This window comes from Pseudomonas sp. H11T01 (assembly GCF_048515765.1).
Lineage (GTDB): Bacteria > Pseudomonadota > Gammaproteobacteria > Pseudomonadales > Pseudomonadaceae > Aquipseudomonas.
Genome location: NZ_JBLYED010000043.1, coordinates 1 through 11,559 on the forward strand (window position 1 = coordinate 1; position 11,559 = coordinate 11,559).

General features: G+C 60.2%; 13 protein-coding genes. 1 reads left to right on the forward strand and 12 read right to left on the reverse strand.

Translation table 11 applies throughout. The features are described from left to right. Window positions 1-448: 448 nt before the first annotated feature. The 12 genes from ACN1C3_RS31810 to ACN1C3_RS31865 form a co-directional block, all read right to left on the reverse strand. Entirely contained in the window at window positions 449-718 is a 270-nt protein-coding gene (locus tag ACN1C3_RS31810) for a DUF3077 domain-containing protein (protein ID WP_419119691.1), read from the reverse strand. Between the two features lie 521 nt (window positions 719-1,239). Continuing rightward, window positions 1,240-1,944, reverse strand: coding sequence for a hypothetical protein (locus ACN1C3_RS31815; RefSeq protein ID WP_419119692.1), 705 nt, complete (start codon window positions 1,942-1,944; stop codon window positions 1,240-1,242). A 117-nt stretch (window positions 1,945-2,061) separates the two neighbouring features. Beyond that, entirely contained in the window at window positions 2,062-2,553 is a 492-nt protein-coding gene (locus tag ACN1C3_RS31820) for a hypothetical protein (RefSeq protein ID WP_419119693.1), read from the reverse strand. 146 nt (window positions 2,554-2,699) lie between these two features. Further along, window positions 2,700-2,774 carry a type II toxin-antitoxin system YoeB family toxin gene (locus ACN1C3_RS31825; protein ID WP_419119730.1) on the reverse strand — a complete coding sequence of 25 codons (75 nt, stop codon included), beginning with the start codon at window positions 2,772-2,774 and terminating at the stop codon, window positions 2,700-2,702. A gap of 1 nt (window position 2,775) precedes the next feature. After that, entirely contained in the window at window positions 2,776-2,997 is a 222-nt protein-coding gene (locus ACN1C3_RS31830) for a type II toxin-antitoxin system Phd/YefM family antitoxin (protein ID WP_419119694.1), read from the reverse strand. Between the two features lie 194 nt (window positions 2,998-3,191). Continuing rightward, window positions 3,192-4,115, reverse strand: a complete 924-nt coding sequence (locus ACN1C3_RS31835) for a CobW family GTP-binding protein (protein WP_419119695.1) — start codon at window positions 4,113-4,115, stop codon at window positions 3,192-3,194. Next, window positions 4,115-5,860 (reverse strand): amidohydrolase, encoded by a 1,746-nt coding sequence (locus ACN1C3_RS31840; RefSeq protein ID WP_419119697.1) that lies wholly within the window; start codon window positions 5,858-5,860, stop codon window positions 4,115-4,117. The genes ACN1C3_RS31835 and ACN1C3_RS31840 overlap by 1 nt, the downstream gene beginning before the upstream one ends. Before the next feature lie 202 nt (window positions 5,861-6,062). Continuing rightward, window positions 6,063-7,253, reverse strand: a complete 1,191-nt coding sequence (locus ACN1C3_RS31845; RefSeq protein ID WP_419119698.1) for a pyridoxal phosphate-dependent aminotransferase — start codon at window positions 7,251-7,253, stop codon at window positions 6,063-6,065. 51 nt (window positions 7,254-7,304) lie between these two features. Beyond that, window positions 7,305-7,994 carry an ABC transporter permease gene (locus ACN1C3_RS31850; protein ID WP_415765012.1) on the reverse strand — a complete coding sequence of 230 codons (690 nt, stop codon included), beginning with the start codon at window positions 7,992-7,994 and terminating at the stop codon, window positions 7,305-7,307. A gap of 24 nt (window positions 7,995-8,018) precedes the next feature. Continuing rightward, entirely contained in the window at window positions 8,019-8,729 is a 711-nt protein-coding gene (locus tag ACN1C3_RS31855) for an ABC transporter permease (RefSeq protein WP_415765011.1), read from the reverse strand. Window positions 8,730-8,763: 34 nt separating this feature from the next. After that, window positions 8,764-9,537, reverse strand: coding sequence for a transporter substrate-binding domain-containing protein (locus ACN1C3_RS31860; protein ID WP_419119699.1), 774 nt, complete (start codon window positions 9,535-9,537; stop codon window positions 8,764-8,766). Between the two features lie 49 nt (window positions 9,538-9,586). Then, window positions 9,587-10,381, reverse strand: coding sequence for an ABC transporter ATP-binding protein (locus ACN1C3_RS31865; protein ID WP_419119700.1), 795 nt, complete (start codon window positions 10,379-10,381; stop codon window positions 9,587-9,589). Between the two features lie 233 nt (window positions 10,382-10,614). Between ACN1C3_RS31865 and ACN1C3_RS31870 the strand changes: the two genes are divergently transcribed. Next, window positions 10,615-11,535 (forward strand): LysR substrate-binding domain-containing protein, encoded by a 921-nt coding sequence (locus ACN1C3_RS31870; RefSeq protein WP_419119701.1) that lies wholly within the window; start codon window positions 10,615-10,617, stop codon window positions 11,533-11,535. The last annotated feature ends 24 nt before the right edge of the window (window positions 11,536-11,559 follow it).

Consider the following 11,559-nt stretch of genomic DNA (forward strand, 5'->3'; position numbering starts at 1 on the left):
AAAAGCATACGCGGTCCCAAAATCGCCAAGCCCAAGGAATGGTTGGAGGGAAAGGCTGCGAATGCTCATGTGTCGACCGATCGGGTGCTGAAGGCCCATAAAGGGAAAACACCTTGAAAGGGCTGGCCCTTACGGCAACTCACTTTTTTTACAAGCGCCTAAAAAAAGTAAGCAAAAAAACGCTCGCCCCAAGCGTCCGGCCCCTCGCTAAGGCTCGGCGTTCCCTCGCTCTGGCATTCATCAGGGGGCATCGCCTCCGGTCGGCTTCGCTTCGACCTCCTCTCGATGTGTTCGGCTTCGCCGAACGACGCTGCGCGCCCACCCCCAGATGAACACCTCCACTCGGCCTCCCGAAGGGGCAGGTAGATCAAGATCAAAAGCTGCAGGCGAGCTAACGCTCGGCCTGTTGAGTGGTGAAGGAAGATCGGGGCGTTTTCGTTCAATTGCGCTAGTTGCCCGACGCGCCGAGCACCTTCACCACGTCATCGATCACCGCCTTGCTCATTTCCTGCAAATAGTGCGACGCCCAGGCATAGCGGTCCGTATTGCGCTCCATCGCCGCATCTTCGGCCAGCAGTTTGGAGAGGTGGAGCAAGTCGGAAACGTGGGACAAGGCTTCGCGGATCGGGACGCCGCTGTTGACGCGGAACAGGGGTTGGTCGGAGTGGATGGAGAAGGGCGTGAGGCCGACGGTTTTAAGGTCTTGGGGATTAGTCATTGCGCACCTCCGAGGGGTGGGAGGTGATGACTGGCGGAGCAGAAGCGCAAACGTTGGACGGATTGATGGCGGGCATTAGCAAAACTCCTACATAGAGTGAGAGCTGCCACGTTCGTTATCAGGCGAATGGGTGGCAGCTGTGCGCGGGCTGATAAACCGGATATGTAGGACCCCGGCAGACCCGAGGGTCTCCCACGCACAGCCGCCATTGCACGGAAATGCGGGCATAAAAAAACGCCGGCAATCGTGATTTTTGGCGCTGGTGCGCGCGCATATTACCCGGGTTATCAGGCCCGGTCGCTGAATTGGCAGCGACGGTTTCAGGCTAGCGGGCACGGTGAGGTCGCGCAATCGTAGCCATGTGCTGGCTTATGTAAGATTTTGTGTGTGATTTGATGATCGTTCCCACGCTCCCGCGTGGGAATGCATCCTCTGACGCTCTGCGTCAGCTGTCGAAGCGGAACGCGGAGCGTCCCTGGCGGCATTCCCACGCAGAGCGCGGGAATGATCAGCGTCAGCGGTTACTGCACAGCGATGCTGTAACCGTCGAACGCGGTCTGCTGCTGCAGGGCAGTGACGATGCTTTTGCGGGTAGCGGGCTGCTCGGCGCCAGTGTTGTCGATGAAGGTCTCGGTTTCCAGTTCCGCTTCATCGCCTTCACCGACAAACACAAAACCGAGGAATTCGAAGGCTTCACGGTCCACGTTCGGCTTGGAGCGAGGCGTGCGCAGGGGCAGGGTGACGCTCACGCCGTCCTTGCTGATGGAGAACACTTCGATTTCTTTCTTGGCGCGAGCCGTTTTGGTTTTGCCGCCGCTCGGGTTGCTGACCGCTTGATGGGTCTGGTTCAACACTTTCAGTGCCAGGCCATACACCAGCTCCTGGAACTCAGGATCGTCTTTGAAGCTGGACAGAATCCGGCTGATGGAGAATTTGCTGCTCAAGTCTTCCAGAGCGGCGATGTCGGCGGCCTCTGCGTCTTTAAGATTTTTCAGCTCACCCATCAGTTCGTAGGCTTTGTCGTCGTCAAACTGGTCATGTGCCTGGCGAATCGCAATGCGTAAGTCACGAATCTGGTCGCTTTCCTTCGAGGTGTGAAAAGCATCGAGCACCATTTCACTGATGGTCTTGGCCTGCGGCACATGCTGCGAAAGATTGATGGCGTTTTCGTATTCCACTTTGGACGACAAGGTGATTACGGATTCATCGGTGTTGGAATCAGGCATTGAAATTTCACTACTTCGTTTAACAGGGTTTGAGACGGGAACAGCGCCGGGCATTTTCAGGGCGCCTGCACAGCGGCGTCAAGGAAGCATGCGCAGTGACGATTTTTATCAGCTGTGCTACCAGGCTCGCGCTTGCAGTGTTAACAGCGCTCGATACAAGGTGATCGCCCGCCCGCAAAACAGACCGACGGTAAACCCCGAAGCCACTCCGGTCAGCGCCAGCATTTGCGTAGTCGCCGCCAGCTCTGGGTGAACGGCATCCTGATAGCCGATGTAGTACTTCACGGCGAAGAACAGTTGGGAAATGAAAAGGATCTTCAGGGTGCCGGGGATGATCAGCCCGTTGCCATCGGCCTCCAGCGACACGCCCTTGCGAGAAAACATGCCCATCGCCACCAGACTGCCCAAGGCCACGCCGCCCATCCAATAAATCGCCGAGAGCGCGGTGTGATTCAATGAAAACAACGACCAGACGATCAGAATCAACGGGGTCATCAGCAACGATTTTCTGCTTTCCCTGCTGCTCGAACAGGCTTTGATCCCGTAATAACAGAGCAACAGATAAACCGCGAAAACCCACAGCGGCGTGCCTTGCAGGATATCGAGCATGAGCTATCCCCAGGGCGCTGAGCGAGGGGCGATCGAGAAGGCGTTACAGGTTTTCATCGTCAGCTTTCCTTGCCTGGACGTTTAGTGGGATGGCGACTGTTAGCGTTGCCGAGGGGTAGAGAATGCCTGAAATCTGATGCGTTGGTTCAGTAGTGATATCGGCACATCAGAATCTGCACCTCATCGTTTTCTACCCCATAGACCAAGCGGTGTTCGCTCAGATCAGGTGCGAAGGCGGTTGATCGATTTGATCAACCGCTCGGCGTTGGCGGGGGAGCGGAGCAGGTAGGCGGTTTCTTCGAGGGCGTTGTATTCGGCCAGAGAAATCATAACGACCGGTTTGCCTTTTTTTCGTGTCACCAGCAGCGGTACACGATCTTGGTTCACCCGATCCATGGTTTCAGACAGGTGCGCACGGGCATTGGTGTAGTCGATGGTTTGCATGGTGGAGTCCTCGCTCGGTGGCTGAAACGTACAGAAATGCATGCGTATTGGCAAAGCGCTAATGTCGGCTACAGGGACTTCGGCAGCCCAAAGGAATCTATGTATTTCCTTTACTGACTGGCTAGGGCTACACGAGGATTAAATCGTTGCAGGATATGCCGTCAGCCACAGACGCCACGAGGTTCCTGTGTCGTTCACTTTGCCTGAATATCCGCCAACCCCATCTCCAGCATTTCACGAAGCCCACAGCCGCGTCGGGCGATGAACACCAGTTGTACGGCGTGTTCCGGGGTTTGTCCGGTGGCCAGGCTGAATTGGCTGCGGGCTCCGACGTGTTGCAGCCAGTAGGGCTGTTCGTTGCCTTGCAGCTGCACCAGCCCCTTGAGGCGGAAGATGTCTTTGGGAAGCCTGGCCAGCCATTCGCGCAAGGCTTTGGGTGGCAGCGGGTGTGGGCTGTTCCAGACCCAGCTTTCGAACAGCTGGTCGTGGCGCTCCGGCAACGGTGTGATTTTCAGGCCGACACGGTTGCTGCGGTCTGACAGCAGCAATACATCGGGCAGTTCCGCTTGTACGGTGTCGAACACCGGCGCACGGCTGCCGAGGGACGTACGGATACTTTCCAATTCGGCCGAATCGACGAGGTCGGATTTGTTCAGCAACACCAGGTCGGCACAGGCCACTTGGGCTCGGGACAGTCGGGCGAATTCACCTTCCAGCGCGCTATAGCTTGTTGCATCGACCAAGGTAATGACGGCATCCAGATGCAAGTTCGCACGCAGTTGCGGATAGCCCAGGGTCTGCACAATGCGTTGCGGGTCGGACACGCCGCTGCATTCGATAACGATCCGTTCCAGTCGCGGCTGCAGCTGCGAGAGGCTGACCAGCTGTGCCAGCAGGTCTTCCTGCACGGTGCAGCAGATGCAGCCGTTTTGCAGGCTGTACACCGCGTCGGTGACCTCGGCAATGATCGCGGCATCGATGTTCAGCTCGCCGAAATCATTGACGATCACCGCCAGGCGCCCATTGTCCGCGCGTTGGACCATGCGATTGAGCAGGGTGGTTTTGCCGGCACCGAGGAACCCGGCAACCACCGTCACCGGAATGCTTGGAAGGTTCATCAGGCTTGTCCCTCGATCACCGGTGGCTGACCTTGCCAGACCGCTTTCAACGGAGTGTCGTTGAACGTTGATTCGCGGTCGTACACCGGCCGGCCTTCGACAAAGGTCAGCTGCACTTGAGTGCGATGGATGTAGTTGCGCGGCGCTTGGGCGAACAGGTCGCGGTCGAGCACGATCAGGTCGGCGGACTTGCCGACTTCCAGGCTGCCGGTCAGATGCTCCAGGCCCATGGCGTGAGCACCGTTGAGGGTCGCGACTTGCAGCGCCTGCTCCAGGGTGATCGGTTCGCCGAAGCAGTCGGGCTCCTGGTTCCACGGGTTCTGCCGGGTGACCATGGTTTCCAGCGCCAGCCACGGGTCGATCGAGGCCACCGGCCAGTCGGTGCCCATCACCGCGATGCCGCCAGCGGCCAGCACGCCCTTGAAGTCATAGATACGCTTGAGGCGTTCCTGGCCGTAACCGGAGCGTGCGCCGCTGGCGAAGGGCGTCGGGTACCAGGCCGCCGGAGAAAACTCGGCAATCACGTTCAGTTCCTTGAAGCGCTTGAGGTTGCCCGGATGCAACAGGGTGCTGTGGGCGCACTGATGGCGAATGCCGCTGTAACCGTTGCGGCGCCGGGCTTCAGCGACCGCATCGAGGAACACATCGGAAGCGCCGTCGCCGGTGCAATGGGCAATCACGCGCAGGCCTCGACGGTCCATGTCCACCACCATGTCGGTGATGTGTTCCGGGGTCAGGTTGAGCTTGCCGCGCCAGCTCGACTCTTGCGACCACGGGGTCATCAGGTACGAAGACTTGGGCTCCACGGTGCCATCGAAGTGGAACTTCACGGCGTTGGCGTTCAGCCGTGCGCTGCGATAGTAATGCCGTTCACCGCTGAGCAATTCCCATCGACGGCGGACCGGGAAGATGTCGTCCTGCCAACTGATTGCCGCTTCTACGCGCAGGGTCAGTTCCCCGGCGTCATCCAGCTCCTTGAGGGCTTCCAGACGCCGTTCGCAAACATGCACGTACTTGGTCGCGGTGACGCCACGGGAGGTCTGGAAATGCACGCCATCGCGATAGGCACGGCGCAGCACGTCCACCGGCGTCGGTGGCATCGCGGCGTGGATCAAGGCGTATGCGCCATCGATCAACAGGCCGTTGGGCTCGCCGCTCAGCTCGTCACGCTCCATATACCCGTTGCGCGGGTCGGCGGTGTGGCGGTCGATGCCGGCCAGTTCGAGGGCCTTGGAGTTGACCATCATGGTGCCCCACATGCGGTCGAGCAGCGCTACCGGACGATCCGGCATCACGCTGTCGAGCCACTCGCGGCCCGGTGTCAGGCCGGCTTCGCGGAAGGTGTAACGCACCCAGTATTGACCGTAGATCCAGCCGTCACCGGGATGGGTATCGGCGTAGGCGTGGATCGCCGCGGCCAGTTGCTCGGGCGTCGGGTCTTCGATGCCGACATCCAGGTCGTCGCTGTAACGCGGTGTCAGCGCCAGATCCGGGTGAGTGTGCATGTCGTGCAGGCCGGGCATGCAGAAGGCGCCGTCCAGGTCGTGCTGGCGGGTGTGCGGGCCGATCAGCGACTGCAGCGACGAGAGATTGCCCACCGCGATGAAGCGGCCATCACGAATGGCCACCGCCTCGGCCCAGGGTTGTGCCGGGTCGAGGGTATAAAAACGGCCGTTGTGCAGCACCAGTTCGGCGTATGGGTCGACAACGGAGTGGGTCGAATTGAATTGGTCTGACGTGGTCACGGGTGTAAAACCTCTTGATCATTGCCGGCTGGTGAATGGCGGGCACTTGTGGCGAGGGGGCTTGCCCCAAGGCCGGTAAATTAAGGCGCAGAAGCAGAACCTGTGGGAGCGGGCTTGCCCGCGAAGCGAACACCGCGGTTCTTCAGGCAGTACGCGTCTTCGTTCTTCGCGGGCAAGCCCGCTCCCACAGGGACTTCATCGCTCAAGCCCCCTCGCCACAGGCACGTAGCGACTCGACAAAGCCGGCGATGCGTTGGCAGGCGTCTTTGAGCGTGTCATCGGCCACGGTGAACGAGATCCGCACAAACCCTTTGGCGCTGGCACCGAAGGCCTCGGCGTCAAGCACCGACACGCCGGTCTGGCGGAACAGCTGCCAGGCGAAGTCCATGCTCGAGAGCCCGGTACGCCGCACGTCCACCAGCATGAACATGCCGGCTTGCGGCACGCGGCAATCCAGCTCGGCGACTCCGCGCAAGCCCGCGACCACCAGATCGCGCCGGCGCCGGTAGACTTCAAGCGCGTGGCTGACCACCGGCTCATCCAGTTCCAGTGCCTTGAGTGCGGCTTCCTGAATGAACCCGGGCAAACCGTAGAGCATGCACAGCAGCAGGTTATCCAGGTGACCGATCAAGGTCGGCGGGGCGACCACCCAGCCGACGCGCCAGCCGGTCATGGCATGGCTTTTCGACAGGCTGTTAAGCACCACGGTGCGTTCGGCCATACCCGGCAGCGAAGCGATGCTCAGGTGCGGACGGTCATAAGTGATCTGGCCGTAGACCTCATCGGAAATCACCCACAAGTCATGACGCCGGGCGACGTCGGCCACGGCTTCCAGCTCCTCGCGGCTATAAACGTTGCCGGTGGGATTGCACGGCGTCGCCAGGGCAATGCCGCGAGTCTTGTTGGTGATCGCCGCTTCCAGTGCAGCCTTGGTCAAGCGAAAACCATTGGCCGCCGGTTGCTCGATGGTCGCGATGCGCGCGCCGGAAGCGTGCATGCAGGCTTCGTACGTCAGGTACATCGGCTCTGGCACCAGCACTTCGTCGCCCTGGCTGAACAGGCACAACGCGGTGGCGAACAATCCGTTCTGCGCGCCGGCCACCAGCGCGACGTTTTCGGCTTTTACCGGGATGCCTTGCAGCTCGCTTTGCTTGGCGGCAATCGCTTCACGCAACAGCGGTCGGCCGAGGACGTGGGTGTAGTGGGTGTCGCCCTGGCGCAAGGCCTGGACTGCGGTCTCACAAATAGCGCTGTTGGTGGCAAAGTCCGGGTCACCGATGCTGAGGACAATCACATCCTCGCCGCGACCGCGAGCTTCGATGGCGGCGTAATGAATGTCCCAGGCGCTGACCGACTCGCCGCTAATGCGCTCGACAAAAGGTGAATAACGCATGGTGTTCTCCTCGCTGGTGATGACTGCCAGCGTCAATTAAAAGGGGGGTGTTCAGGCCTGGCGCTGAGGGACTTTGCCCAGGCGCGAGAAGCCGTGTTCGATCACAAACGCCAGGACGATGTAGACCACTGCGACCGCCAGCAACGGTTCGTAAACCCGCAGGGTCTGGGCGCGCACCAGGTTGGCGGCGCCCAGCAGGTCGGTGACGGCCACGGTCGAGGCCAGGGCGGTGGCCTTGAGTAGCAGCACCGATTCACCGACCAGGGTCGGACGAACCATCTGCAAGGCGCGGGGCAACCACACGCGGCGCAAGACCAGAAAACGCTTCATGCCATAGGCACGGGCCGCTTCCAGTTCACCGCGAGGCACGGCACGCAGAGCACCGCGCAACACCTCGCCGACATAGGCGCCGACACACAGGATCAACGCCAGCGCCACGTACCAGAAACCTTCACGCAGGTACGGCCAGAGAAAACTGCCGCGAATCGGCGGGTACGCGGCGAACAGGCTGCCGACGCCGTAATACAGGATGTAGATCTGCACCAGCAGCGGTGTACCGCGAAATACGCTGGTGTAGGCGCGCATGCTGCCGCTGATCAGCGGGTTGGGCGACAGCCGCCCGAGGGCCACCAGCACCGCGAGAATAAAACCGAAGAAACCGGAAAGTCCGAGCAGCTTCAGGGTGATGCCGAGGCCGTGCAGCAGCTCGCCGGCAAAACTGTTGATCCAGGAAAAATCCATGACGTGCGCTCCTTACTACTGCGACTACTGCGGCATCCAGCGATTGATACGCCGCTCGAACAGCCGGAAGGCCCCGTTGGACACCAGGGTGATGATGAAATAAACCGCCGCCACTGCGAGGTAAAACACCAGGTAGTGCTTGGTCGAGCCGGCCGCTTGCTTGCCCACCGAGAGCAATTCGCTGTAGCCGACGATGCTGATCAACGCGCTGTCCTTGACCAGCACCAGCCAGAGGTTGGACAAACCGGCCATGGCGTACGGCAACATGCTCGGCAGCAAGACCCGGCGCATCAGCAACCAGCGCTCGATGCCGAATGAACGCGCCGCTTCGATCTGGCCAAAGGGGATGGCCAGGATGGCACCACGAATAATCTCTGCCGAATAGGCGCCCTGAACGATCCCCAGCACCAACACCGCCGCCACGAAACCGTTGACCGTGACAACGGGTCTGCCCATCGCCGCCATCGCCATGTTCAACAGGTCGGTGCCGGCGTAGTACAGCAACAGAATCAACAGCAATTCCGGCACCGCGCGGTACAGCGTGGTGTAGGCGTTGGCCAGGCGAACCAGCCAGCGCGGGCCTTTGAGTTTGATCATTGCCACCAGCAGGCCAATGCTCAAACCCAGTACAAAGGCCCCCGCGGAAATTTGCAGGGTCACCACGGCCCCATGCATCAGGGCGTTGAGCCAGCCGTCGGCGACGAACAGCTGGGTTATCTCGGACAAAGAAATCATGGCGTATCCAGTCGAAAAGGAGCGCTAGAGCGGCTTACTGTGCCGAGATGTCGACGCTGAAGAAGCGGCTGCGGATCTTGTCGTAGCTGCCGTCGGCTTTCAGGGAGGTCAGCGCGGTGTTGATCTTGTTTTTGAGGGCCGTATCACCCTTGCGGATGCCTGCACCGATACCCGAGCCGAACAGCGGATCCTTGGGGGCCAGGCCTTTGTCGGCCAGACCTTTGCCTGCCGGAGTTTTGATAAAGGGTTCGATGGTCAGCGCGTCGGCCAGCATCACGTCGATCCGGCCGCTTTGCAGGTCGGAGGTCATGTCGTCCTGGGTGTTGTAGTAGCGCAGGGTCGAATCCTTGGCGTAGTACTCCTTGACGAAGGTCGCGTTGGAGGTCGAGCCCTGTACGCCAATCACTTTGCCTTTGAGGCCTTCAGGCGTGGTGACCAGTTCCAGGCTCTGGTCAGCCACCCACATGGCCGGGGTCTGGTAGTACGGCTGGGAGAAGTCGATGACTTTCTCGCGCTCGGCGGTGATGCTCATGGAGTTGAGGATCACGTCGATCTGGCTCGATTGCAGGGCTGGGATCAGTCCGTCCCAGGACACTTCCTTGAGCGGGCACTCGGCCTGCATGCGCTCGCACAGCGCCTTGATCAGTTCCGGCTCGAAGCCGTTCCAGTCACCGTTGCCGCTTTTCATGGAGAACGGCGGGTAGGGTTCCTGGGCGATACCGAAAACGATTTTTTCGGCCGCGACGGCGTGCTGGGCCAGCACCGCGAACAAGCAGCCACCGGCGAGGGTCTTGAGGATTTTTTTCATGGCTTTACCCTTTATCGAAGTTATTGTTTTCAAGGATTGAAGCGGTCAATCAGCTGCGGTTTTCCTGCGCCATGACGAACTGGCGACAGCGTTCACTGTTCGGGTTCTGGAAGACCTGTTGTGGTGTGCCTTCTTCTTCCACCAGGCCTTGATGGAGAAACATCACCTTGCTCGACACGTCTTTGGCGAAGGCCATTTCGTGGGTGACCAGAATCATCGTGCGACCTTCTTCGGCGATGCCCTGAATCACCTTCAACACTTCACCCACCAGCTCCGGGTCCAGCGCCGAGGTTGGTTCGTCCATCAACAGCACTTGCGGGCGCATCGCCAGGGCACGGGCAATTGCCACGCGCTGTTGCTGACCGCCGGACAGGAATGAAGGGAAGACGTTGCGTTTGTCCGCCAGACCGACTTTCTCCAGCAGGTGCTCGGCGTGGGCGATGGCGTCCTTGCGGTCCTCACCCAGCACGTAGACCGGCGCCTCGATGACGTTCTCCAGCACCGTGCGGTGCGGCCACAGGTTGAAGCTCTGAAAGACCATGCTCAGTCGGGTACGCAGACGCGCCACTTGCTCGGGGTCGGCAATCAACGGATTACCGGCGCGGTCCTTCTTCAGGCGCACTTCTTCGCCGTTGATGCGCAGGCTGCCGCTGCACGGGATTTCCAGCAGATTGATGCAGCGCAGCAAGGTGCTTTTACCGGAGCCACTGGAGCCGATCAGGGAAACCACTTCACCTTCGTTGGCACGCAGGGAAATGCCTTTGAGGACATGGTGAGCGGCATAGCTCTTGTGCAGAGCGTCAATCGCTACCACCGGATTTACGGAGTTGGACTGCAAGTGCAAGGGTCGTCCCTCTTGTTTTTGTAGGGGTGCCGGGCATCACAAACGGGCCGTGTTGGCTGCCGAGAATAGCCACTGGCCCATGGGGGTCAATCGAGCATTTTTTGTGCAACCGTGAAATTAAATTCAACAGTTGCCCGACGAGCCGGCAGTTTTGCTGACTATGTTTGTTGGCTATGTCTGTCGGACAATTCCCGTTATCGTGAAAGGCATCTCTACTTGTGTGATCCCGACCTATGCGTTTCCCTTCCATGACCGCTTTGCGGGCGCTGGATGCGGTGGCCCGACTGGGCAGCGTGTCCGACGCTGCCAGCGAGCTGAACCTCACGCCCAGCGCCATCAGCCACCAGATCAAGAGCCTGGAGCAGACGCTTGGCTTCGCCTTGACCGAGCGCACCGGGCGCAATATCCGCATTACCTGGCAGGGCGAGCGCTACGCGCGGGACATCCATGTGCTGCTGGCCAATATCCTTGAAGCAGGCCAGCGCTTTGATGGTCAACAAGTCAGCGGGCGGCTGTGTATCAGCAGCCCGGCAGGGTTTGCGACGTATTGGCTATGCACCCATATCGCAGAGTTCCAGGAGCTCTATCCGCAGGTCGAGCTGCACCTCATTTCACCGCGCACCCCGGATGACACCAGCGACAACATGGCGGATCTGTTCATTGCCTACGGCATGGGTGACTGGCCGAACCAGCATGTGCAGAAGATCGTCTCGCTGCGGTTTTTCCCGGTGTGCAGCCCGCGTCTGGTCAACACCATGGGCGGTTTGAAAACCCCGGAAAACCTGGTCGGTGCGCCACTGCTGCACATGCTCGATTACTCCGACTGGCGCGTCTGGCTGGCCGCCGCCAGCGCGCCGAATGTGGATGTGCAACGGGGGATCGTGTTTGCCGACGCGCACTTCGTGCAGTCGGCCTGCATCGCCGGGCAAGGCATTGCCATGGGCGACAACCTGATCAGTGGCGAGGCGCTGGCCAAGGGGCTGTTGGTGCGTCCGTTCGACACCGAAATCGAATCCAACCGGGGTTACTACCTGGTCGCCGATCAGCAGAAAGTCGAGCGCCCGGTGGTGCAGGCCTTCAGTGACTGGGTCAAGTCGCAGCTGGGTGGCCTCGTCGGGCTGCGCTCGGAAACCCGTCGCCCATTGAAAGCGTGAATTTTATTGTTCAATCGCCTCGAA

What these genes read in the sequence shown, in the direction of transcription:
- ACN1C3_RS31815 (WP_419119692.1), bottom strand. Translation starts at nt 1,944, where the DNA reads ATGCCTGATTCCAACACCGATGAATCCGTAATCACCTTGTCGTCCAAA.
- ACN1C3_RS31855 (WP_415765011.1), bottom strand. Translation starts at nt 8,729, where the DNA reads ATGATTTCTTTGTCCGAGATAACCCAGCTGTTCGTCGCCGACGGCTGG.
- ACN1C3_RS31845 (WP_419119698.1), bottom strand. Translation starts at nt 7,253, where the DNA reads ATGCGTTATTCACCTTTTGTCGAGCGCATTAGCGGCGAGTCGGTCAGC.
- ACN1C3_RS31850 (WP_415765012.1), bottom strand. Translation starts at nt 7,994, where the DNA reads ATGGATTTTTCCTGGATCAACAGTTTTGCCGGCGAGCTGCTGCACGGC.
- ACN1C3_RS31870 (WP_419119701.1), top strand. Translation starts at nt 10,615, where the DNA reads ATGCGTTTCCCTTCCATGACCGCTTTGCGGGCGCTGGATGCGGTGGCC.
- ACN1C3_RS31820 (WP_419119693.1), bottom strand. Translation starts at nt 2,553, where the DNA reads ATGCTCGATATCCTGCAAGGCACGCCGCTGTGGGTTTTCGCGGTTTAT.
- ACN1C3_RS31810 (WP_419119691.1), bottom strand. Translation starts at nt 718, where the DNA reads ATGACTAATCCCCAAGACCTTAAAACCGTCGGCCTCACGCCCTTCTCC.
- ACN1C3_RS31835 (WP_419119695.1), bottom strand. Translation starts at nt 4,115, where the DNA reads ATGAACCTTCCAAGCATTCCGGTGACGGTGGTTGCCGGGTTCCTCGGT.
- ACN1C3_RS31860 (WP_419119699.1), bottom strand. Translation starts at nt 9,537, where the DNA reads ATGAAAAAAATCCTCAAGACCCTCGCCGGTGGCTGCTTGTTCGCGGTG.
- ACN1C3_RS31830 (WP_419119694.1), bottom strand. Translation starts at nt 2,997, where the DNA reads ATGCAAACCATCGACTACACCAATGCCCGTGCGCACCTGTCTGAAACC.